Here is a 23,535-nt window from a genome sequence, read left to right as displayed (position 1 = left end):
TGACCCCTCACTCCCGCAAACCGCTGCCTTGCTGTTGTAATCCTTGGCAGGCGGCGCGGAATCAGCCTTCGACAGGCGAAACCAAACCGGCAATCACGAAAGGCACCAGATACTTGACTATCATGTCCGGGTCTCTGGCGGTAACGATCTGGCTGCGGGTGAAAATTTTCAGCACATCGTTACCGGCAAAGGCATTGAACATGACGCTGAAGGCGAGGTGCATGCGCCAGGCCAACTGCTCCGGCTCCAGATGGGGCAAGGCCCTCTGGAAAGCGCAGGTATAGCGCTGCACGAATACGCTGTATTGCTGGGAAATGGTTTCGCGCAGCAGGCGGTGGTTTTCCACCAGCGTGCGCGACAGCAGGCGGACAAACATGGCGCCGCCGCGCGACGGGTCCTTGGACAGGGCCAGACAGGGTCGAATGAACGACAGCACCAGCTGATCCAGGGGCAAGGCGCCCTCCTCCGCTTCCAGCTTGTCGAGTTCCAGCAGGCAGTCTTCCAGCAAGGGTTCCAGCCTGCGCATGAACACGGATTCAAACAACGCATCCTTGGAGCCGAAGTGATAGTTCACCGCGGCCAGATTCACCTCGGCCTGCTGGGTGATCATGCGCAGCGAAGTCGCCTCGAAACCGTGCTCCACGAATAGACGTTCTGCAACATCCAAAATGCGGGTAGCGGTGTCGGGACGGTTTGCCTCCATGTTCTCCAGAGCCTTTATTGTGTTTGCTTGTGGTTTTGTCTTGCTCATCTCAGCCTTCGAACAAGCGTTTCAAACTTACGTTTTAATTTGATCAATGTCAAGGCGCAACCATGCCCGCGACATTCACCACTCAGGGCAATCCAAAACAAATACAAAAACGGCAGTCCAATTTTAGACTGCCGTTTGAATGAAACACGCGTTAAAAGCGCTTAGTCAAGGCCTCTCAACAGATCTTGCTCAAGGTCGGCCACATTTTCCAATCCGACACTGATACGCAACAGTCCCTCGACAATTCCCGCCCGGTCGCGGGCTTCCTGGGTTACGCGCGCGTGTGTGGTGCTGGCCGGATGGGTGATGGTGGATTTGACGTCGCCCAGATTGGCGGTGCGCGAAATCACCCGCACCGCGTCCACCACCTTCCAGGCCGCTTCGCGCCCGCCTTTCACCACGAAGGACACCACCGCGCCGCCGCTATTTTGCTGGCGCAGCGCCAACTGGTGCTGCGGATGGCTGGGCAGGCCCGGGTAGAACACCCGCTCCACCTGCGGCAGGCTCTCCAGCCATCGCGCCAGCGCCAGCGCATTGGCGCTATGCTTTTCCATCCGCAAATGCAGCGTCTCCATTCCGGACAGCAAGGTCCAGGCGTTGAACGGCGACAGCGACGGCCCGGCCGCGCGCACGTGCAGGTAGATCTGCTCGATCAAGGCATCGCTGCCCACCACCGCGCCGCCCATCACCCGGCCATGGCCATCGAGGAATTTGGTGGCGGAGTGCATCACCAGGTCCGCGCCCAGCCTCAGCGGCTGCTGCAAGGCCGGCGAACAGAAGCTGTTGTCCACCACCAGCAAGGCGCCGTGCGCGTGGGCGATGTCGGCAATAGCGGCCACGTCGGCCACCTCGGTCAGCGGATTGGACGGCGTCTCCAGGAACAGCAGCCGGGTTTCCGGCGTGATCGCCGCGCGCCAGGCGTCCAGGTCCCGCGCGTCGACGAAGCGGGTAAGCACGCCGAACTTGGACAACTGGCCGGAAAAAAGATTGGTGGTGGAGCCAAACAGGCTTTGCGAGGAAACGATGTGGTCGCCGCTTTTGAGCAGCGTCATCATGATGGCCTGGATCGCCGCCATGCCGGTGGCGGTGGCGATGGCGCGCTCGCCGCCCTCCATCGCCGCCAGCCGCTGCTGGAACGCCGCCACGGTGGGATTGGTGAAGCGGGAATAAGTGTAGCCTTCAATTTCTCCCATGAACATCGCGGCAGCCTGGGCGGCGGATTCATAGGTGAAACTGGAGGTGAGGAACAGACCCTGGCTATGCTCGCCGAATTCGCTGACGGTACGGCCGGCGCGGATGGCCTGCGTTTCCGGGTGCAGGGTGGATGGTTGCGGGTCGGACATGCGCTTCTCTCTTTCTCATCATCCGGCCGGAGCCGGTTGTCATTACCCGCCCATCTTGCCTGAAAACCGCGCGCTTGCTAAATGCCATCCAGCGCTATCGTCCTGCCCGGTGCGGCATTTGGCCGAAAAGGGCGAATAAAAACCCGCCATCTCGACGATGGCGGGCAGATAGCCGACCGGCCAGAACCGGACTTACAAGGCGGCGCGGAAAATGGCGCAAACCTCTGCGTGACTGGCTTTGCGCGGATTGGTCAGGCCGCAGGCGTCGTTGAGCGCATTGGCGGCCAAAAGCGGAATGTCCTTCTCCTTCACCCCCAGCTGCGCCAGTCCCGCCGGGATGCCGACATCGGCCGCCAGCCGGCTGATCGCCGCGATCGCCGCGTCGCTGCTGGCGCTTGCCTCGCCCAGCGCCCGCGCCACATCGGCCAGGCGCGCGCCTGCCGTCTCGGCGTTGTAGGCTTGCACATGCGGCAGCAGCACCGCGTTGCACACGCCGTGCGGCAGGTCGTAGAAGCCGCCCAGCTGGTGCGCCATCGCGTGCACATATCCCAGCGAAGCGTTGTTGAAAGCCATGCCCGCCAAAAACTGGGCGTAGGCCATCTGCTCGCGCGCCTCCATATCCTGGCCGTTGGCTACCGCTCGACGCAGGAAGCCGGCGATCAACTCCATCGCCTTCAGCGCGCAGGCGTCGGTGATGGGGGTGGCGATGGTGGAGACATAGGCCTCCACCGCGTGGGTCAGCGCGTCCATGCCGGTGGCGGCGGTGAGAGACGGCGGCATGCCGGCCATGGTTTCCGGATCATTGACCGACAGCATCGGCGTGGTGTGCTTGTCGACGATGGCCATCTTGATATGGCGCGACTCGTCGGTGATGATGCAGAAGCGGGTCATTTCCGACGCGGTGCCGGCGGTGGTGTTGATCGCCACCAGCGGCAGCTGCGGCCGGGCGGACTTGTCCACGCCCTCGTAATCCTGGATCTTGCCGCCATTCACCGCCACCAGCGCGATGCCCTTGGCGCAATCGTGCGGCGAACCACCGCCCAGCGACACCACCACGTCGCACCGCTTCTCCTTCAGCAGCGCCAGGCCGGCATTGACGTTGGCGCAGCTGGGATTGGGATGGACGCCATCGAAGATCACCGGCTCGATGTCGGCCTCGCCCAGCATGCCGGCCACCTTGCCGGCCAAGCCGGACTTGACCAGCCCCGGATCGGTGACGATCAGCGCGCGGCGGAAGCCATGGTCGCGCATGGCGTCTATCGCCTGCCGCAGACAGCCCGCGCCCATCAGATTGACAGAGGGAATGAAGAAAGCGCTGGTGCTCATGGTTCGTCTCCATTTAGTGGACCGATGTCATGCGCACAGTCTGCGCCCCTCCGCCCTCCCTTCGCCTTGCCTCAAGTCAACAAAATCCGTCTGGGATGCGCGCGGCGATCAGTGAAAACTGGCGGCGTTGTCGCGCAGCCATTGCGCCGCCAGCTCGCCCAAGCCATCCCACATGATCTGCACCCCCAGGCACAACAGGATGAAAGCGGACAAGCGCAGGAACACCACCGAGCCGGTCTGCCCCAAGTAGCGCAGCAGCTTGTCGGCATTGCTGTAACACAGGTAGACCAGCACGCTGCAGACGAGAATGGCGGCGGAGCCCGCCAGCGGCGCCACCGCATAGCGGACGATGCCCTTGCCGCTGCCGGTGAGGGTGGCGCCGATGGTGATGGCGACGGAAATGGAGCCCGGCCCCACGGTCAAGGGAAAGGTCAGCGGATAGAAGGCGCGCTGCTTGAGCTCGGCCTGGCTGTCGCCGCGCGCCGGTTCGGCGGACGGCTGGCTGGCCTCGGCCGGATTGTCGTTGAGCATGCGCCAGGCGGCGAAGGTGATCAACAGGCCGCCGGACATCTGCACCACCGGCAGCGACACGCCGAAAAACGACAGCACATACCCGCCGACGTACATGCTGCCCACCAGCAGCAAGGCGCAATACAAGGCGATGCGGCGCGCCAGATAACGACGCTGCTGCGGCGTGTTGCGCGCCGTCATCGAGATGAAGATGGGCACCAGGCCCGGCGGATTCATGATGGGCAGCAGCGCAGCCATCACGAACAGGAATTTGGTCAAAAAGATGGACAGCAACTGCATCAGGGCGGCTCCGCGGGCAAACGTTTAAAATCTTTTCAGGATCGTAAATGTAAACGTAAAAAAGCCAGCGTGCCAGAGGCGCCTTTATTCCAGCACAGCCATTGCGCGCAGCGCGGCGGCAGCGCAAACCGAATTCATCGCGGACTGGGGTCAGGCCGGAGACGAAAAACCGCATCTCGCCGGCCCGTCGCCGCGCCGGCCAGGCGCGGCTCTCAAATTGACGGCAAAGGAATCATGCCCAGCTGTTATTGTTGGGATTGAAAGTCTTCACCACTGTCTCGAAACGGTCCAGCAAGCCCAGGATGGCGTTGCGCAAGGATTGGTAATTACCCAGAATCTGCTGGATGCGCGCCTTGCCGGGGCCATTCAGCCCGTTGGCGATCGCCGTCGCCCGGGCCAACGACACCGGGGTATGCAAAACACTATTCGGATCGGCCTGGCGGGTTTGTCCGGGATTGGCGATATAGGCGCGCAAGGCGGTTTCATCGACCAGGTTATTGATCACCTCGTCAAATGCTCCCATCACTTGATTCTTCCAAGCCTGAGTCTTGCCGCCGACCCGGCGATCTTCGATTCCGCCCTGAAAACCGGCGCAGACGACTTCGCACCAATACCACTGCAGACGGTTGCCATAGCCGCCGAACATATGGGCATGCCGATCCACCTCCGGCGCCCCCTGGCGGGCGACAACCGGCGGATGGGCTCCGGTGTGGCCCAGGTCGACCTGGGTCAGCCCAGTCCACTGCGCGGCCAAATTCGCATTGTAGGCGCGCATACGGTTCTGCCAGTTGACGCCGCCGCCGAATATTTCGGTCAAGGCATTGCCGACAACTCCGACCACATCCCCAAACACGTGGTCGCCCTGAGCCGGCGCCAGCCGGGGAGACTGAGCCACCTGCGGCACCGCAGGCAGGATACCGCCGTTGATCGGATTTTGATAAGCGCAATGAACAATCAGAGACATGCGATTCTCCTTCGATGGATTATGGCTTGGCCACCCGGCAGACGCTGCGCTCGCCATGGCTCAGCCAGCAGGCCGGTCCTCAGTGGACGCCTCGCCGCCGCTTCCGTGAAACCGCCCCCGCCGCACCGGCGCAGTGCCGGCCGCAACCAGACCACGCCCCATATGCAAACAGGCCCCGACGGGGCCTGTTTTCTTGATGCGGATGCGACGAAGACGAATGGGCGTTGGTGGTCAAGCCTTGGCTGCCGCCAAACGGCCGCCGCGGCTTTCCTCGCGCAACTCCACCGCCTTGCGATGGGCATCGGCAAGGTCCACCTCGGCCAACGGCACCATGCGGGTCTTGTGCTTGAAACGGTAGCCCCACCACAGCGCCAGGAACAGCGGAATGCCCAGATAGGTCGCCACCACGCCGTGCCAGTCCACTTTGGCGGCGGTGAAGGCGGTGTAGTTCTGGCCCAGCATGATCAGCAGGCACAGCGCGAAGGCGAACAGCGGCCCTAGCGGGAACCACTTGGCCTGATACGGCAGGTCGTCCAGGCTGTAACCCTGCTTCACATAGGCGCGGCGGAAGCGGTAGTGGCTGATGGCCACGCCCAGCCAGGCGATGAAGCCGGTCATGCCGGAGGAGTTGAGCAGCCACATGTACACCGCGTTGCCGTCGAACAGCGAAGTCAGGAAGCACAGGCAGGCCACCAGAGTGGTGGCGTACAGCGCGTTGCGCGGCACGCCGTTGTCAGTGAGCTTGCCGAACAGCTTGGGCGCCATGCCGTTCTTGGCCATCGCGTACAGCATGCGGGTGGAAGCGTACATGCCGGAGTTGCCGGCCGACAGGATGGCGGACAGGATCACCGCGTTCATCAGGCTGGCGGCGAAGGCCAGGCCGGCGCGGTTGAACACCAGCGTGAACGGGCTGGCGCCGACGTCCTTCATCTCGTTCTTCAACAGCAGCGGATCGTTGTACGGCAGGATCAGACCGATGATCAGGATGGACAACATGTAGAACATCAGGATGCGCCAGAAGATCTGCCGCACCGCGCGCGGAATGGTGCGGCCGGGATTGGCGGACTCGCCGGCCGCCACGCCTATCAGCTCCGTTCCCTGGAAGGAGAAGCCCACCACCATGGCCACGCCGACGAATGCCGCCAGGCCGCCGACGAAAGGCCCTTGCCCCTGCGTCATCACGGAAAGGCCCGGCGCGATGCGCTGCGGCTGCGGTTCGGTCATGATGCCGAAGATCATCAGGAAGCCGACGATAATGAACGCGATGATGGTGGCGACTTTCAGCATCGAGCACCAGAATTCGGCCTCGCCGAAGCCCTTCACCGAGAAATAGTTGAGCGCGAAGATCAGCGCCAGGAAGCCGGCGCTCCACACCACGCCGGGCACCGCCGGATACCAGTAGTGCATGATGATGGCCGCGGCGGCCAACTCCACCGCGATGGTCACCGCCCAGTTGTACCAGTAGTTCCATCCCTGGGCGAAGCCGAAGGCCGGCTCGACGAAGCGCGAACCGTATACCTGGAAAGAGCCCGACACCGGCATGAACGCCGCCATCTCGCCCAGGCTGGTCATCAGGAAATACACCATCAGACCCACCAGCGCATAGGCCAGCAAGGCGCCGCCTGCGCCGGCGCCCGCCACCGTGGCGCCGGAAGCCAGGAACAGGCCAGTGCCGATGGAACCGCCGATGGCGATCATCGACAGATGGCGCGCCTGCAGCGAGCGGCGCAACTCAGGCGCATCTTGTTTCTTGTCCATATCCAACTCACTCTATTGTTCTGCCGCGCGGGGCTTGGTCCGCGCCGCCCTGGCTGGTAGCCGGGCCCGAATAATCAAAGCGGAAAAGAATGACATCGTTCGTTCGCATTGCCTAGCCTAAATCAGGCAAATTACGCAAAAAACGAAAATGTCATGTTCGAAAAAGAAACAACCCGCGTTGCCATGTCAAACCTGGCCGAGGCAAATCCTGGCAAACAAGACGGGGCGGACGGCGCGCCCGGCTCCACCACCACCGGTGGGCCGCCGCCTGAAACTTGACTGTCGCGCCCGACCGCGTCACCTGCCCCCGGCCTGGGCTATGGCACAGCCTGCGGCAATCCGCTGTCGCTCCGCAGCGACAGCGGCCTCCTCCCCCAGTTTGTTTGAATGAATCCGCCTCTGCGGCCATCGCCGAAATTCAGCGCAATCCCCCGCGCGCCAAATCCGGTCGAACGCAAGCCAAGCCGAGATTAATGTAAAAAATCAACCCCTGGTAAAAATCACACCCGGCAAGCTTTTCAAACCGGCTCTCACACGGGAATCAAACACTTACGCCCAACAGTCGAGTCGAGCTTTTACACCAATACAAACAAAGAAAGTAAACACTCATTTTGAATTAACAATTCAAAACACAAAGCGCGCTCCGGATAAAACCAAGCTAATACAATTCGGTCACTCTAAATACAACGCAGCCAGCATAGGCTGCCCGGCTTTTAGCATAAACGCAGCATAAAGCATGAAAAAATGTCATGCTCTGCCAGTTAATAACAAGTGAATCGTCCGTCCGGAGCACACCGCATGTCGACCCCCACATCCGCCAAGCCCAACCGCCTGCCTTTAATCATTGCCGCCGTCGCCGTTCTGGGGGGCGGCTGGTGGTGGCATCAGCACAGCCAAAGCGCAAAGGAAGCCGCCGCCAACGCCAAGGGCGGCGCGCCGATGGCGGTGGGCGTGGCTACGGCAAGAACCATGGATGCGCCGCTGCAGCTAAATGCACTGGGCACCGTCAACTCCACCTACACCGTCACCGTGCACAGCCGGGTGGATGGCCAACTGGAAAAGGTCCACTTTGAAGAAGGCCAGTTGGTCAAACAGGGCCAGTTGCTGGCCGAACTGGACCCGCGCCCCTATCTGGCGGCGCTGACCCAGGCCCAGGGCCAGTTGCTGCGCGACCAGGCCTTGCTGCAGAACGCCCAACTGGACCTGGCCCGCTACCGCCAGTTGCTGGGACAGAACTCCATCGCCAAGCAGCAGGTGGACACCCAGGAGGCACTGGTGAAACAGTATCAAGGCACCGTCAAGCTGGATCAGGGCGCGGTGGACAACGCCAAGCTGCAGCTGGACTACAGTCGTATCATCGCGCCGGTCGGCGGCCGCGTCGGCCTGCGCCAGGTTGACCCGGGCAACATCGTGCACGCCAGCGACGCCAACGGCGTGGTCATCATCACCCAGACCCAGCCGATCAACGTGGTATTCGCCATCCCGGAAGTCAGCCTGTCGCAGGTGCTGCAGGCCGCCGCCAACGACAAACGGCTGAGCGTGGAAGCGTGGGACCGCGACAACCGCCACAAGCTGGCCGACGGCAAGCTGCTGGCGATGGATAACCAGCTCAACACCAGCACCGGCACCATCAATATCAAGGCCAAGTTCGCCAACGAGAAACAGCAGCTGTTCCCCAACCAGTTCGTCAACGTCAACCTGCAGCTGGGCGTGCGCAAGGACGCGGTGGTGGTGCCGACCGTGGCGGTGCAACTGGGCAAGGTGGGCAACTACGTGTACACGGTGGGCGCCGATTCCACCGTCAGCATCAGCAAGATCAAGGTGGGCCCGGCCTCCGGCGACAACACCATCATCGAGCAGGGCTTGCAGGCCGGCCAGCAGGTGGTGATAGACGGCGTGGACAAGCTGCGCAACGGCGCCAAGGTCAAGGTGATAGACCGTGCCGCCCAGACCCGCGAAGCGGCTGCCGCCGCCAGCGAAAGCAAGCCGCATCGCAAGCACGGCGCCACCGGAGACTGGGGCAAACGTCACGCCTCGGCCGCCAACTAAGCGCAAGGACACGGCATGAATCCCTCTCGTCCGTTCATCCTGCGGCCGGTCGCCACCACCTTGCTGATGGTGGCCATCCTGCTGACCGGCCTGGTGGCCTGGCGCATGCTGCCGGTTTCGGCGCTGCCCGAAGTCGACTACCCCACCATCCAGGTAGTCACCCTCTATCCCGGCGCCAGCCCGGACGTGATGACGTCCTCGGTCACTGCGCCGCTGGAGCGCCAGTTCGGCCAGATGCCGGGCCTGTCGCAGATGTCCTCGTCCAGTTCCGGCGGCGCCTCGGTGATCACGCTGCAGTTCAGCCTGGACCTGACGCTGGACGTGGCCGAGCAGGAAGTGCAGGCGGCGATCAACGCCGCCGGCAACCTGCTGCCGGCCGACCTGCCCAGTCCTCCGATCTACAACAAAGTCAATCCGGCCGACACCCCCATCCTCACCATCTCGGTCAGCTCGCCCACCCTGCCGCTGACCAAGCTTGAGGACATGGTGGACACCCGGCTGGCGCAGAAGCTGTCGCAGGTGCCCGGCGTGGGCCTGGTCAGCATCAGCGGCGGCCAGCGTCCGGCCGTGCGCATCCAGAGCAATCCCAAGGCGCTGGCCTCGCGCGGACTGACGCTGGAAGACGTGCGCACCGCCATCGGCAACGCCAACGTCAACCAGGCCAAGGGCAGCTTCGACGGCCCGCTGCAGGCGTCCACCGTCGATGGCAACGACCAGCTGCAATCGGCGGAAGAATACAAGAACGTCGTCGTCGCCTATCAGAACGGCGCGCCGGTGCGCGTCAAGGACGTGGCCCGAGTGGTGGATTCGGCGGAAAACGTGCGCCTGGCCGCCTGGGCCGGCACCACGCCGGCCGTCATTCTCAACGTGCAGCGCCAGCCGGGCGCCAACGTGATCCAGGTCACCGACCGCATCAAGGCTCTGCTGCCCCAGCTCAAGTCCACCCTGCCCGGCTCGGTGGACGTGGCGGTGCTGAGCGACCGCACCGTCACCATCCGCGCCTCGGTGGAGGATGTGGAGTTCGAGCTGATGCTGGCCATCGGTCTGGTGGTGATGGTGATCTTCGTGTTCCTGCGCAACGTGCCGGCCACCATCATTCCCGCCGTCGCGGTGCCGCTGTCGCTGGTGGGCACCTTCGGCGTGATGTATCTGACCGGCTTCTCCATCAACAATCTGACGCTGATGGCTTTGACCATCGCCACCGGCTTCGTGGTGGACGACGCCATCGTGATGATCGAGAACATCGCCCGCTACATCGAAGAGGGCGAGCAGCCGCTGGCCGCGGCGCTGAAAGGCTCCAAGCAGATCGGCTTCACCATCATCTCGCTGACCATCTCGCTGATCGCGGTGTTGATTCCGCTGCTGTTCATGGGCGATGTGGTGGGCCGGCTGTTCCGCGAGTTCGCCATCACGCTGGCGGTGTCCATCCTGATTTCCGCCTTCATCTCGCTGACGCTGACGCCGATGATGTGCGCGCGCCTGCTCAAGCATGTGCCGGAAGAAAAACAGGGCCGCTTCTACCACGCCAGCGGCAAGTTCTTCGACGACATCATCGCCCGCTACGGCAAAATGCTCAGTTGGGTGCTGGACCGGCAGAAGACCACGCTGCTGGTGGCCGTGGCCACGCTGGCGTTGACGGCGGCGCTATATGTCTACGTGCCCAAGGGCTTCTTTCCGCTGCAGGACACCAGTTCGATCCAGGGCATCAGCGAGGCCTCGCAGTCCATTTCCTTCAGCGCGATGGCCGACCGCCAGGAAAAACTGGCCGAGGCGCTGCTGAAAGACCCGGCGGTGGAAAGCCTGTCGTCGTTCATCGGCGTCGACGGCACCAACACCACGCTCAACAGCGGCCGCCTGCTGATCAACCTCAAGCCCAAGGGCGAGCGCGACGACATCCGCACCGTGCTGGCGCGGCTGCAGCAGCGCGCCGACGAGATGCCCGGCATGGCGCTGTACCTGCAGGCGGTGCAGGACCTGACCATAGACGCCCGCGTCAGCCGCACCCAGTACCAGTTCACGCTGCAAGCCACCAGCCAGGACGACCTGTCCACCTGGGTGCCCAAGCTGGTGCACCGGCTGCAGCAGGAGCCGTCGCTGGCCGACGTCGCGAGCGACCTGCAGGACAAGGGCCTGCAAGCCTACGTCAACATCAACCGCGACACCGCCTCGCGCCTGGGCGTCACCACCGCCGCGGTGGACAACGCCCTGTACGACGCCTTCGGCCAACGGCTGATCTCCACCATCTTCACCCAGACCAACCAGTACCGCGTGGTGCTGGAGGTGGACCCGCAGCACCAGCGCGATCCGCTGTCGCTGAAAGGCATCTACGTGCCCACCGCCGCCGGCGGCCCGGTGCCGCTGGACGCGGTGGCGACGATTGAAGAGCGCTCCACTTCGCTGGCGATCAACCACCTGGGCCAGTTCCCCACCGCCACCATCTCCTTCAACTTGAAGCAGGGCGCGTCGCTGGGCGAAGCGGTGGAGGCCATCCGCCAGGCGGAAGCCGACCTGGGCCTGCCGGCCAGCATGGACACCAAGTTCCAGGGCGCGGCAATGGCCTTCCAGGCCTCGCTCAGCAACACGCTGTGGCTGATCCTGGCGGCCATCGTCACCATGTACATCGTGCTGGGCGTGCTGTACGAGAGCTATATCCACCCGATCACCATCCTGTCCACCCTGCCCTCCGCCGGCATCGGCGCGCTGTTGGCGCTGATGCTGTCCGGCACCGATCTGTCGGTAATCGCCATCATCGGCATCATCCTGCTGATCGGCATCGTCAAGAAGAACGCGATCATGATGATCGACTTCGCGCTGGAGGCGGAGCGGGAGCAAGGCATGCCGCCGCGCGAGGCCATCTACCAGGCCTGCCTGTTGCGCTTCCGGCCGATTTTGATGACGACGATGGCGGCGCTGTTGGGCGCGCTGCCGCTGATGGTGGGCGGCGGCATGGGCTCGGAATTGCGCGAACCGCTGGGCATCACCATGGTGGGCGGCCTGATGGTCAGCCAGGTGCTGACGCTGTTCACCACCCCGGTGATCTACTTGGCCTTCGACCGCCTGGCGCGCCGCTTCGGCCGCAAGGACAAGCCGGAGCTGGTGGAAGAGGCGGAAGCATGATCCCGTCGGCCCCCTTCATCCGCCGCCCGGTGGCCACCACGCTGTTGACGCTGGCCATACTGCTGGCCGGCCTGCTGGCCTTCAAGCTGCTGCCGGTGTCGCCGTTGCCGCAGGTCGACTTCCCCACCATCTCGGTGTCGGCCAAACTGCCCGGCGCCAGCCCGGAGACGATGGCCGCCACCGTGGCCACGCCGCTGGAGCGGGCGCTGGGCCGCATCGCCGGCATCACCGAGATGACATCCACCAGTTCGCTGGGCTCCACCAACATCACACTGCAGTTCGATCTGGACCGCGACATCAACGGCGCGGCGCGCGACGTGCAGGCGGCGATCAACGCCGCCCACTCGCTGCTGCCCACCGGCATGCCGTCCAACCCCACCTACCGCAAGGTGAACCCCGCCGACGCGCCGATCATGATCATGGCGCTGACCTCGGACTCGCTGACCCGCGGCCAGATGTACGACGCCGCCGATTCCATCCTGGGCCAGAAGCTGTCTCAGGTGGACGGCATAGGCAACGTCATCATCGGCGGCGGCGCCCAGCCGGCGGTGCGGGTGGAAATGAACCCGATGCAGCTGAACCACTACGGCATCGGCATGGAGACGGTGCGCGCCGCCATCACCAGCACCAACGCCAACCGGCCCAAGGGCTTTCTGGAAAACGAGGACCGCCACTGGCAGGTGCAGGCCAACGACCAGGCCGGCAAGGCCAGCGACTACCTGCCGCTGATCGTCAGCTATCAAAACGGCAACGCGGTGCGCATCTCCGACGTGGCCGAGGTCAAGGATTCGGTGGTGGACCTGCGCAACGCCGGCATGCTGGCCAAGCAGCCGGCGGTGATGCTGATCCTGTTCCGCCAGCCCGGCGCCAACATCATCGACACCGTGGACCGGGTCAAGGCGCTGCTGCCCAAGCTGCAGGCCTCCATCCCCGCCGCGATCAAGATCAACGAGGTGATGGACCGCACCCCCACCATCCGCGCCTCGCTCAGCGAAGTGGAGCGCTCGCTGGTAATCTCCATCGGCCTGGTGATCCTGGTGGTGTTCGTGTTCCTGCGCAGCGGCCGCGCCACCGCCATCCCGGCCATCACCGTGCCGGTATCGCTGGTGGGCACCTTCGCGGTGATGTACCTGGCCGGCTTCTCGCTGAACAACCTCAGCCTGATGGCGCTGACCATCGCCACCGGCTTCGTGGTGGACGACACCATCGTGGTGCTGGAAAACATCTCGCGCCATATCGAAGACGGCATGAAGCCGTTCCAGGCGGCGCTGCAGGGCGCGCGCGAGGTGGGCTTCACCGTGTTGTCGATGAGCATCTCGCTGATCGCGGTGTTCATCCCCATCCTGCTGATGGGCGGCATCATCGGCCGGCTGTTCCGCGAATTCGCCGTCACGCTGTCGGTGGCGATCCTGGTGTCGCTGGTGGTGTCGCTGACCACCACGCCGATGCTGTGCGCGCGCTGGCTGAAGGCGCATGACGAAAACCATAAGCCGGGCCGGCTGTTCCAATGGAGCGAGCGCATATTCGACGCCATGCTGGACGGCTACCGCCGCTCGCTGAGCTGGGCGTTGCGCCACAGCAAGCTGATGATGGCCATCCTAGCAGCCACCATCGCGCTCAACGTCTTCCTATACATCGTAGTGGCCAAGGGCTTCTTCCCGCAGCAGGACACCGGCCGCCTCACCGGCATGATCAAGGCCGACCAAAGCATCTCCTTCCAGGCGATGCAGGTGAAGCTGCAGCGTTTCATCAACGTGGTCAGCCAGGATCCGGCGGTAGACAAGGTGGTAGGCTTCACCGGCGGCGGCCAGCGCAACACCGCCAACATGTTCGTCAGCCTGAAGCCGCTGTCCGAGCGCCAGGACAACGCCGATCAGGTGATCGCGCGGCTGCGAAAAAAACTGGCCGGGGAATCCGGCGCCACGCTCTATCTGCAGTCGGTTCAGGACATTCGCATCGGCGGCCGCGCCAGCAACGCGCAGTACCAGTACACGCTGCAAGGCGACGACCTGAATGAATTGCGCGAATGGACGCCCAAGGTGCAACTGGCGCTGAACAAGATCCCCTTCCTGGCCGATCTGAACAGCGACCAAGAGGTGAAAGGCCTGCAAACTTCGCTGGTCTTCGACCGCAACGCGATGGCGCGGCTGGGTCTGACCCAGTCGCAAGTGGATTCGGTGCTGAACGACGCCTTCGGCCAGCGCCAGGTCTCCACCATCTACAACGCGCTCAACCAGTACCACGTGGTGCTGGAGGTGGCGCCGGAATACTGGCAAAGCCCGGAAGCCCTGCGCAACATCTACCTGCAGACGCCGGGCGGCCAGCCCACGCCGCTGTCGGCCTTCGCCAGCTGGAAACCGACCAACACCTCGCTGTCGGTCAACCACCAGAGCCAGTTCGCCGCCACCACCATCTCGTTCAACCTGCCGCCCGGCAAATCGCTGTCCGACGCCACCGCCGCCATCGACGCCGCGCTGGCCGACACCGGCCTGCCCAGCAGCATACACGCCAGCTTCCAGGGCACGGCCAAATCGTTCCAGGCCTCGCTGGACAGCCAGCCCATGCTGATCCTGGCGGCGCTGGTGGCGGTATACATCGTGCTGGGCATGCTGTACGAAAGCGTGGTGCATCCGATCACCATCATCTCCACCCTGCCCTCAGCCGGCGTGGGCGCGCTGCTGGCCTTGATGGCCACCGGCGGCGAGTTCAACATCATCGCGCTGATCGGCATCCTGCTCTTGATCGGCATCGTCAAGAAGAACGCCATCATGATGATTGATTTCGCGCTCTCCGCCGAGCGCGAGCACCATCTGCCGCCGGAAGAAGCCATCCTGCAGGCCTGCCTGCTGCGCTTCCGCCCCATCATGATGACCACGCTGGCGGCGCTGTTCGGCGCGCTGCCGCTGGCGCTGGGCCACGGCGACGGCGCCGAGATGCGCACCCCGCTGGGCATTTCCATCGTCGGCGGCCTGCTACTCAGCCAGCTGTTGACGCTGTACACCACCCCGATTGTTTACCTGTACCTGGATCGTTTCCGCCTGTGGTGCCTGAAATGGCGCGGCAGCTTCGGCAACGCGCTATCCGGCGGCAGCAAGGAATGATAGCCATGACGAAAACAACAATATCGCTGAAACACACGCTGTGCGGCGCGCTGTGCGCCGCCACGCTGGCCGGCTGCGCGGTCGGCCCGGATTACGTCAAGCCCAAGATGGAGGTTCCGGCCGCGTACAAGGAAGATGGCCGCTGGAAACCGGCGCAGCCGCAGGATGAAAGCCCGCGCGGCAACTGGTGGGAGGTTTACCAGGACGCCACGCTGAACCGGCTGATGGACACGCTCAACCAGCAAAGCCCCACCATCGCCCAGGCCGAGGCGCAATACCGCCAGGCCCAGGCCCTGCTCAGGCAGGCCGAGGCCGGACTGTATCCGTCGCTGTCGGCCAACGCCTCGCAAAGCCGCGGCGTCTCCTCCCCCGGCGTCACCAGCGCCACCGGCTACACGCTTGGCCTGAACGCCAGCTGGGAGGTCGACGTCTGGGGCGCGGTACGTCGCGATGTGGAAGCCGGCCAGGCCAAGCAGGCATCCAGCGCCGCGCAACTGGCCGCCACCCGCCTGAGCAGCCAGGCTCAGCTAGCCACCGCCTACCTGCAGCTGGTGGTAGCCGATGTGCAGCTCTCCAAACTCACGGACAGCGCAAAGCTGCTGGCGCAAACGCTGCAATTGACCCGCAACCAGTACGCCGTCGGCATCGTTGGCGACGACGCGGTGGCCTCGGCGGAAAGCCAGTGGAAAACCGCCCAGGCGGTAGTGGTGGACAAGCGGCTCACCCGCGCCCAGCTGGAACACTCCATCGCCGCGGCGCTCGGACAGCCGCCGGCCAGCTTCACCCTGCCGGCGGCCAGCCAACCGCCTCGCCTACCGCAAATCCCCGCCGGCCTGCCTTCCACCCTGCTGGAGCGCCGGCCCGACATCGCCGCCGCCGAACGCAACGCGGCCGCCGCCAATGCCCAGATCGGCATAGCAAAGGCCGCCTTCTTCCCCACCCTGACCCTGGGCGCCAGCGGCGGCTACCACAGCCCCAGCTTCGCCGACTGGATCAGCCTGCCCAACCGCGTCTGGTCTATCGGCCCGCAATTGGCGCTGACCCTATTCGACGCCGGCCTGCGCAAGGCCCAGACCGATCAGGCGATAGCCAGCTACGACGCCAGCGTGGCCAGCTACCGCCAAACCGTGCTGGCGGCATTCCAGGGCGTGGAAGACAATCTGTCCGCGCAAAGCCTGCTGCAGCAGGAGGCGGACATGCAGGCCGCGGCGCTGAATGCTGCCGCGCGGGCGGAAACCATCACCCTAAACCAGTATCAGGCCGGCACCGTCGCCTACCTGAACGTGCTGTCGGCGCAGAACAGCCGAATCAACGCGGAAAACAATCTGTGGAACGTGAAGAATCGCCAGTACGCAAGTAGCGTAGCGCTGATCGCCGCGCTGGGCGGCAGCTGGTAATTCCGCCCCGCCAATAGAAAAAACCGGGCATCCGCCCGGTTTTTTCTTTGCCGAACCATGCAGCATGGTTACTGCCGCGACAGACCCTGCCTCACCGCCGCCCAGAAACCGGCGTCTTCCATGCCCAGCGCGTAGGTGGAAGTGCCGCCCAAGCCATAGGCATTGACCAAGCTGGCCTTCAGCGCCACGCTGCGGCTGTTTTCCGTCCAGACGGTATGCTGGCCGCTGCCATCCCTGGCGATGTAGGCGAAATTGACGGAATTGGCGCCGGCATCATAGCGCGGCTTGACGCCATACTGGTTGATCAAGGCCTGGGTCTTGCTCCAGTACAGCTGCTGGCCGCTGTTATCCGCCTTCCAGTCGTAACCGTAAGCCGGAATGCCATTCAGTATCTTGCCCGGCACCACCAGCGACACCGCATAGTCCAGATCGTTTTCCATCCAGTCCGACCCCGCCACCGGACCTGGGGCCCAGGTGGGGATCGCTTCGTCGTAAGTCATGATCTGCAAGTAGTCGGCGGCTGCGCCCAAGGCTCGCAGATCGTAGCCGTAATTGGCCTCATGGTTGAAATCCTTGGCCGAGAACGCAGGCACGCTGACGATCAGCTTCAATCCCTTGGCGTGCAATGCCCGGCCCAGCGCTTGGATGAAGTTGCTGAAATTGTTGCGGTCGCCCTGAGCCACCGCTTCAAAGTCGATATTGATGCCGGCAAAGCCATTGGCCTGGGCGAATTTCACCAGGTTGGCCACCGACGGGTTCAGCGCGGTGGTGGACACCGCATGGGCGATATCCGCGCTCCAGTCGCCATCCACATTGGAAACGCAGCCGTAGGCGGCGATTTTCTTGGATCGGAGGAAGGAGAGCGCGTTGGTCGGCGCGTCCGCGCCGTTACCGGTGATCACGCCGTCCTTGGTGATGTTGTAGAAATCTACCGATGCGGCATTGAAATTCGAGTAGTACTTGGTCAACGCCGCGTAATTGCCCGGATAATCGGAGTAGTAGGTCAGCACCATCGGAGCCGCCATGGCCGCTGCGGACGAGAAAGCCAAGCCAGCCAGCAAAACAGCAATCGTTTTTTTCATGCATCCACCTTGAAATATTTCATAGCCAATCCTTTGCATTCAGCATGGCCGGCAATCGTTGACTTACAACCGTCCACACTCTACCGCTGCAACTTTAAATATTTCCTAAACAGCGTCCCACAATAATACTAAGTACTTATCAAAAATCAAGCCACCTGCCGCAATTTCCTCCAACAACCTCACCCCGTATTCGCCGCGTAGTCCTCTCTTTCCCTAGCCTTTCCTAGCTTCGCGCCGGGATTGCCAATCCGCGCTCAACCGCCGGCCGCTCGACGAAAGCTTGCAACACCCGCTGCACATTGGCAAAATCGGCAAAGCTCACCAACTCGCCGGCATCGTAAAAACCCACCAGATTGCGCACCCACGGCCAAATGGCGATGTCGGCGATGGTGTAGTCGTCGCCCATGATCCAGCAGCGGCCCGCCAGCCGCCCCTCCAGCACCTGCAGCAAACGCTTCGCCTCGGCCACATACCGGTCGCGCGGGCGCTTGTCCTCGTAGTCCTTGCCGGCAAACTTGTGGAAGAAGCCCACTTGGCCGAACATCGGCCCCACGCCGCCCATCTGGAACATCAGCCACTGGATGGCCTCGTAACGCGCGGCCGGGTCCTTGGGCAGCAACTGGCCGGTCTTGTCGGCCAGGTAGATGAGAATGGCGCCGGACTCGAACAATCCCAGCGGTTTGCCGCCCGGACCGTCGGGATCGAGTATCGCCGGGATTTTATTGTTCGGATTCAAGGACAGGAATTCGGGCGACAACTGATCATTGCGTTCGAAGCTGACCAGATGCGCCTCGTAGGGCAGCCCAGTCTCCTCCAACATGATGGAAACCTTGACGCCATTGGGCGTCGGCAACGAGTACAACTGCAGTTGATCAGGATGCTGCGCCGGCCATTTGCCGGTGATTGGGAAAGCAGACAGATCTGCCATGGCGTTATCCTTTGAGAAACGGCAAGACGCTCACTATACCCGCATGGCATCCTTGCGTCTTCCGCTTCGCCGCGCCGTACATCCCATGAGGATGCCGCTCCAGCAGTGGCGACGAACGGAGGCGCCCAGCTCGGGATGGCTCGCGCCTCGCCGCGGGTATATCATTGGGGCTTTGCGCAATGCGGCGGCGCTTCGCTGCCGCCACGGCTGAACACACAGGACAATTCCCTTGATGAACGTTACCCTCTCTCCCTCCATCAATGTCGGCAACCAGGCGCCGTTCACGCTGTTCGGCGGCATCAACGTGCTGGAGTCTCGCGACCTTGCCCTGCGCTCGGCGGAAGAATATGTCCGCGTCACCCAGAAGCTAGGCATTCCCTATGTGTTCAAGGGCAGTTTCGACAAGGCCAACCGCTCCTCCATCCACTCCTACCGCGGCCCCGGCCTGGAAGAGGGGATGAAAATCCTGCAGGCGGTGAAGGACGCCTTCGGCGTACCGGTGATCACCGACGTGCACGAGCCCTGGCAAGCCGCGCCGGTGGCGGAAGTGGCCGATATCCTGCAACTGCCGGCCTTCCTCGCCCGCCAGACCGACCTGGTGGTGGCGCTGGCCAAGACCGGCCGGGTGATCAACATCAAAAAACCGCAGTTCATGAGCCCGCCGCAGATTCAGAACGTGGTGGAAAAGTTTGTCGAGGCCGGCAATGAACAGCTGATCCTGTGCGATCGCGGCACCTGCCTGGGATACGACAACCTGGTGGTGGACATGCTGGGCTTTGGCGTAATGAAGAAAGTGACCGGCAACCGCCCGGTGATCTTCGACGTCACCCACTCGCTGCAACAGCGCGAAGCCGGCGCCGCCGCTTCCGGCGGCCGCCGCGAACAGGTGGCGGAACTGGCGCGGGCCGGCATGGCTGTCGGACTGGCCGGTCTGTTCCTCGAAGCACATCCGGACCCAGCCCAAGCCAAGTGCGACGGCCCGAGCGCGCTGCCGCTGCATCTGCTGGAACCTTTCCTGGCCGACCTCAAGGCTCTGGACGATCTGATCAAGTCGTTCGCTCCGTTGCAGGTGAGCTGATACAGCGCACCAGCACCGACAGCAGCCGTAAAAATGGCGCAGCTCCCGACTAGGACTGCGCCATTTCTTGTGGCCAGCGCTGCTGAGCCATCCGGCCGTCAGCGCCGGGGAAACCACCAGCTGCGCCGGAAAGCATCGCGGATGCGGGATTGCTCCAAGTCGCCCGTTTCCATCTGACGCGCAATCAGCGCATAGCGCAGCGCCAGCACCACGCCGGTGGCGGCCGCCATCACCAGATTGTACGCCAACAGATAAGGCAAACCCTTGATCAGCGCCAGAGTGGCCAACAACGGGCAGCACGCAGTGCAATACCAGATCAGCCTGGATGTCCTGGCAGCAACAAGGCGGATGGCCTCGTGATTGGCCGGCCTGGCCCAGGCGACAAAGCCGCCCTCTCTCTGCCCAGGCAAAGCCGAACGGCGGATGGCTGCCAAAGTCTTGAACGGCGCCAGCAGCGGGCTGATGATGAATCCAAAAAAGCGCATATCGATTCCCTGCAAGATTAAGATTGTTCGCCGCCTCTCCGCCGACCTCGATCAATCAGCGGGATTTTCCTCTGACACAAACAACTGGTTTCCGTCCACGCCAAACAATTTGGCGATGTCCCCCTCGGCAAGTTGGCCATCCCGGACTCCGGCCCGAAGAGGCGCCGGCGGAATATAGGCGGCGCGGCCATCGGGATCATGCGCGGCACGATTGATCGACATGAAGAATTGCTGCAAATCTGTCTGGCTCAACTCATCCTCCACCACCACTCCATGGCGACGATCCCGTCGCCCTGCTCCCGCAGCGCCGCGCGCCCGCACGCTGGCATAGGCTCGGCTGACCTGCTGCTTGCGTAATCTTCGCAGCTGGCTATAGGCACTTTCTTCCTTTTCAAAGCACCGGCGTTCTCGTTCGTATTGCCGCGCCTCTACCATGCGACGACGATCATCCCGATACGATTGCCAGGCAAGACAACCGGCCACAATGGCGACGATGGCGAAAGGGAAGCTCAATGGGCTGGCCACGACCGCCGCCAACAAGCCAAAACCCGCAGCGCCACCGGCCAACAATCGAGTCTGCAGCGATTGCGGCGCGTGGCGCGGCCCAAACTCCCGTGACAGCAAGGGGTCAGGCGCTAGCGGCACTCCCAGACAACGTTGCAATTCCGCCAGTCGGCAGGATGCCCTGCCGCGCCTCCTCGCATGCCCCCTATCTCCCCCCACGACGGCCTCGCCCATATTACCTCTAAATTGTTATATTAAAATATCAATCATAATAAACAAATTCTATCCTTGCCAATAACGAATGCGTCCGGTGTCAATATGAACGAAACCCTTGCCAGGATAATAACCCACTCCACCGGCCCGCAATGCGGCTGACATTTGCCACAGCTGGGTAGTGGTGAGTCCGCGCACCCGCACATCCGCCGCCTTGCCATAAGTGTGCATCGAATTTTTGACCGCACCTTCGATGCCGCGATTGCGCGCCGGATTGCGATACCCCGATGTCACCACCAGCGGCTCATACACGCCGTTGGCCAGATACCAGCTCTGTATCGCGTACAACATGTTGAGCAAACCCAGGTCGATCTGCCTCACTTCGCCCGCCACCACATCGCGCAATAGATTGCAGGCTTCGATATAGCCATCGCGCAACCAGCCTTGCTGCGGATGCCACAATAAGATGCGATGTCGCTCAGCAGTGGCCTGACGATGAATGACCACCTCGCGCGGACGCTCCCAAATTGCGGCAAAAGGATTTCCCGCCAGCCCCCGAGCCGCCAGCACCTCGGCATCGGACCTGTCGGCCAATGCGGACAAGCCGGAAAGCGCCAGAAACGCCCCGCCAGCCTGCCGCAGGAAACCGCGCCGGGACAAATCCGGCAATGCGATGGGCTTAATCACGGCTAAATCGCCAAAGAGGATGTAGGCTTCTTGGGAACACGGGCATCCTTCATGACATCCGCAGGCGACTCTCCATTCAGCAAGCGCTTCACCAGCCCCTGCTCGGCCTCGCCCAACGCGCCCATTCTGCGTTCAACCCGCTCCGCCAATCCCTTGGCGCCATGCGCTTCCTCCAGCGCCACATTGATCATCAGGTCCTTGCGGTACTTCGCATTGCCACGCATCTGGAAAAAGTCCAGCAAATTGCGATCCACATTCACGCTCTCCGGCTTTGCCTGCGAAGCTTGCTGCATGGCCGCCATTTTCTGCATTTCCCTGGGCGCCACCGGCGTAACATCGGCAGGACGAATGGCCATGTCGACCACCTCGCGGGTCAGGCTGGTATGGCCGGCAACCGCCGCACGGCGCACTGCGGCAGCATCCAGCGCCGTGATGGGCGCGCTGCTCATCGGAAACAGCGTGGACAAAGGCATCGCGCCCAGCGCATCCTGCTGCTTGAGGGCCTCGGCGCGCAAAAAGAATTTGGCGACATTGCTCTCCGTCATGGACGCGGGAGGTGCCCCATCCAGAAAGGCATGCTGCTTCCACTCATCGAAGCGTTCCCGCATTGACGCAGGCACTTCGCCTCTGAAATAGCTAGTCCGCAATTCCTCCGGCAGAACGGCCGCAAGTTGACGCTCATACACAGGTATGTTTACCGTAGACATCTATCACACCCTTTTGCGTTAGACCCGATCATTACCGAATAACACCTTGCTCTTTCAGGGCCGGCATTTCACCGGTGGCGACTTGCTCCATTCTGGATAACAGTTGCAACAACTTCGCTAGGCTGGCCACGCCAGACACCGACAGGCTGGGCATCGCGCTTTGCTGCAGCATGGTCGCCTCGGCCTCGCCTTTTGCCGCAACGAAATTCACCACCGGATCACGATCTGGCGAGTGATTCTTGGAAAAACCAACCACCACAAATACCTGATCCTCAGGCAGCCTGCCATTCTGACGCGCAACGCCCTCCTGCATCAGACAGATTTCGTCGCCGGAAACAATGCGCTTCATATAAGCGACATAACGGCGCACCTCGGCAAGGCTCATGACTCCAGCGGGCAGAAACTGCGGCATGCAGCGCTTTGCCAAACTGGACGCGATTGTCGCCGTGTCAGCGACAACATACACTGAAGCGGCGGCAAAAGCCTTCTTCAGCTTTGCCCAATACCCAGCCACCAGGAATACGCGACCGTCATCGTACATTTTCTTGTCCCTTCACTTGGCTGTCGCGAGCAGTCCAAAACTCTTGGCACCAAGGCCAGGAGATTGCTGTTTCTTTTAGTTTCATTACTATTAGAGTGTACCACAAGGCCACAAAAAGTCATTTCCCTGGAGTGCAAGCAGTTATTAAGCGCATCAGAGCAAAGATTTTCGCGCTGGCTGCGCGCCCGCCCCCAAGCCAAGACAAGGACATTCCCAAACATGGCGCCAACGCGGCAAGGCCGCCGCTCGGACCAGTCCACTCAAGAGGCAAACAGACAAATCAAAAGTCGACCACGCAATGGGGCCGGCCCGTCCCGACGGACACGCCCGACAAGCCTTTGAAGGCTCCCGCCATTATTTATGCGATCGTATTGTCATGCATTGCCGCCTGCAGCTTGCCGATCGTCTCATCCACCCATAACAGGAAATCCCGTATGCTGATAACCAGCTCCTGAAACTCCTCGGCCAGGGCCGGGTCATTGAGATCCTTGGCAGTCCAGTACGCCATGGTTTCGAGGCTGTTCGCCAGATGCCCCCTGATCCGCACGCCCTGCACCAAATCATTGGCCTGCTCCTGGCTCAACACCCCGGCGTGCGTTGCCTCATCGATCAAGTTGGCCAATAGCAAGGTTTTCTGTGCAATATCCTTGAGTACCGCTTGAATTTTTCTCATATGAACTCTTTTCCGCCCTTC

At 62.6% G+C, this 23,535-nt stretch carries 20 protein-coding genes; 6 read left to right on the top strand and 14 right to left on the bottom strand.

The window, feature by feature from the left end:
- Nucleotides 1-61 precede the first annotated feature (61 nt).
- From BI347_RS21360 to BI347_RS21335, 6 genes are all read right to left on the bottom strand, one after another.
- Complete coding sequence (locus BI347_RS21360) at nucleotides 62-703, bottom strand: TetR/AcrR family transcriptional regulator (RefSeq protein WP_071117033.1); 642 nt, start codon at nucleotides 701-703, stop codon at nucleotides 62-64.
- Nucleotides 704-912: 209 nt separating this feature from the next.
- Entirely contained in the window at nucleotides 913-2,094 is a 1,182-nt protein-coding gene (locus BI347_RS21355; protein ID WP_071117032.1) for an O-succinylhomoserine sulfhydrylase, read from the bottom strand.
- 192 nt (nucleotides 2,095-2,286) lie between these two features.
- Nucleotides 2,287-3,420 (bottom strand): L-threonine dehydrogenase, encoded by a 1,134-nt coding sequence (gene yiaY, locus BI347_RS21350; protein ID WP_071117031.1) that lies wholly within the window; start codon nucleotides 3,418-3,420, stop codon nucleotides 2,287-2,289.
- A 108-nt stretch (nucleotides 3,421-3,528) separates the two neighbouring features.
- Nucleotides 3,529-4,230, bottom strand: coding sequence for a MarC family protein (locus BI347_RS21345; RefSeq protein WP_071114896.1), 702 nt, complete (start codon nucleotides 4,228-4,230; stop codon nucleotides 3,529-3,531).
- A 232-nt stretch (nucleotides 4,231-4,462) separates the two neighbouring features.
- Nucleotides 4,463-5,194, bottom strand: coding sequence for a hypothetical protein (locus BI347_RS21340; protein ID WP_071117030.1), 732 nt, complete (start codon nucleotides 5,192-5,194; stop codon nucleotides 4,463-4,465).
- Nucleotides 5,195-5,425: 231 nt separating this feature from the next.
- Nucleotides 5,426-6,952, bottom strand: coding sequence for an amino acid permease (locus tag BI347_RS21335; RefSeq protein WP_071117029.1), 1,527 nt, complete (start codon nucleotides 6,950-6,952; stop codon nucleotides 5,426-5,428).
- A 153-nt stretch (nucleotides 6,953-7,105) separates the two neighbouring features.
- Here BI347_RS21335 and BI347_RS24885 point away from each other — a divergent pair, with 153 nt between their 5' ends.
- From BI347_RS24885 to BI347_RS21315, 5 genes are all read left to right on the top strand, one after another.
- Complete coding sequence (locus BI347_RS24885; protein ID WP_275638922.1) at nucleotides 7,106-7,231, top strand: hypothetical protein; 126 nt, start codon at nucleotides 7,106-7,108, stop codon at nucleotides 7,229-7,231.
- Nucleotides 7,232-7,750: 519 nt separating this feature from the next.
- Entirely contained in the window at nucleotides 7,751-9,001 is a 1,251-nt protein-coding gene (locus BI347_RS21330) for an MdtA/MuxA family multidrug efflux RND transporter periplasmic adaptor subunit (protein ID WP_071114893.1), read from the top strand.
- A 15-nt stretch (nucleotides 9,002-9,016) separates the two neighbouring features.
- Entirely contained in the window at nucleotides 9,017-12,118 is a 3,102-nt protein-coding gene (locus tag BI347_RS21325; RefSeq protein ID WP_071117028.1) for an MdtB/MuxB family multidrug efflux RND transporter permease subunit, read from the top strand.
- A complete protein-coding gene (locus BI347_RS21320; protein WP_071117027.1) occupies nucleotides 12,115-15,219 on the top strand; it encodes a multidrug efflux RND transporter permease subunit in 3,105 nt (1,034 codons plus the stop codon). The genes BI347_RS21325 and BI347_RS21320 overlap by 4 nt, the downstream gene beginning before the upstream one ends.
- A gap of 5 nt (nucleotides 15,220-15,224) precedes the next feature.
- Nucleotides 15,225-16,616: an efflux transporter outer membrane subunit gene (locus BI347_RS21315; RefSeq protein ID WP_071117026.1), complete on the top strand. Its 1,392-nt coding sequence runs from the start codon at nucleotides 15,225-15,227 to the stop codon at nucleotides 16,614-16,616.
- Between the two features lie 68 nt (nucleotides 16,617-16,684).
- Here the strand turns inward: BI347_RS21315 and BI347_RS21310 are convergent, their stop codons facing one another.
- Together BI347_RS21310 and BI347_RS21305 are read right to left on the bottom strand one after the other, a co-directional pair.
- Nucleotides 16,685-17,698, bottom strand: coding sequence for a glycosyl hydrolase family 18 protein (locus BI347_RS21310; protein ID WP_239690977.1), 1,014 nt, complete (start codon nucleotides 17,696-17,698; stop codon nucleotides 16,685-16,687).
- A gap of 223 nt (nucleotides 17,699-17,921) precedes the next feature.
- Complete coding sequence (locus BI347_RS21305; protein WP_071117025.1) at nucleotides 17,922-18,626, bottom strand: glutathione S-transferase N-terminal domain-containing protein; 705 nt, start codon at nucleotides 18,624-18,626, stop codon at nucleotides 17,922-17,924.
- Nucleotides 18,627-18,858: 232 nt separating this feature from the next.
- Here BI347_RS21305 and kdsA point away from each other — a divergent pair, with 232 nt between their 5' ends.
- The gene (gene kdsA, locus BI347_RS21300; protein WP_071117024.1) at nucleotides 18,859-19,704 is read left to right on the top strand and encodes a 3-deoxy-8-phosphooctulonate synthase; all 846 of its coding nucleotides are present in this window, start codon (nucleotides 18,859-18,861) and stop codon (nucleotides 19,702-19,704) included.
- Nucleotides 19,705-19,802: 98 nt separating this feature from the next.
- Here kdsA and BI347_RS21295 read toward each other — a convergent pair whose 3' ends face one another.
- From BI347_RS21295 to BI347_RS21270, 6 genes are all read right to left on the bottom strand, one after another.
- Nucleotides 19,803-20,189 (bottom strand): hypothetical protein, encoded by a 387-nt coding sequence (locus BI347_RS21295; protein WP_071117023.1) that lies wholly within the window; start codon nucleotides 20,187-20,189, stop codon nucleotides 19,803-19,805.
- A gap of 51 nt (nucleotides 20,190-20,240) precedes the next feature.
- Nucleotides 20,241-20,759: a hypothetical protein gene (locus tag BI347_RS21290; protein ID WP_071117022.1), complete on the bottom strand. Its 519-nt coding sequence runs from the start codon at nucleotides 20,757-20,759 to the stop codon at nucleotides 20,241-20,243.
- Nucleotides 20,760-20,975: 216 nt separating this feature from the next.
- The gene (locus BI347_RS21285; protein ID WP_158020835.1) at nucleotides 20,976-21,593 is read right to left on the bottom strand and encodes a YcbK family protein; all 618 of its coding nucleotides are present in this window, start codon (nucleotides 21,591-21,593) and stop codon (nucleotides 20,976-20,978) included.
- A 2-nt stretch (nucleotides 21,594-21,595) separates the two neighbouring features.
- Nucleotides 21,596-22,300, bottom strand: a complete 705-nt coding sequence (locus tag BI347_RS21280) for a hypothetical protein (protein WP_139167008.1) — start codon at nucleotides 22,298-22,300, stop codon at nucleotides 21,596-21,598.
- Nucleotides 22,301-22,331: 31 nt separating this feature from the next.
- Nucleotides 22,332-22,841, bottom strand: a complete 510-nt coding sequence (locus BI347_RS21275) for a hypothetical protein (RefSeq protein WP_071113332.1) — start codon at nucleotides 22,839-22,841, stop codon at nucleotides 22,332-22,334.
- Between the two features lie 358 nt (nucleotides 22,842-23,199).
- The gene (locus BI347_RS21270) at nucleotides 23,200-23,514 is read right to left on the bottom strand and encodes a hypothetical protein (protein WP_071113331.1); all 315 of its coding nucleotides are present in this window, start codon (nucleotides 23,512-23,514) and stop codon (nucleotides 23,200-23,202) included.
- Nucleotides 23,515-23,535: the final 21 nt, after the last annotated feature.

The organism is Chromobacterium sphagni (genome assembly GCF_001855575.1).
Lineage (GTDB): Bacteria > Pseudomonadota > Gammaproteobacteria > Burkholderiales > Chromobacteriaceae > Chromobacterium > Chromobacterium sphagni.
The sequence above is the reverse complement of the archived record's forward strand: the minus strand, read 5'-3'. Positions and strand labels throughout refer to the sequence as shown.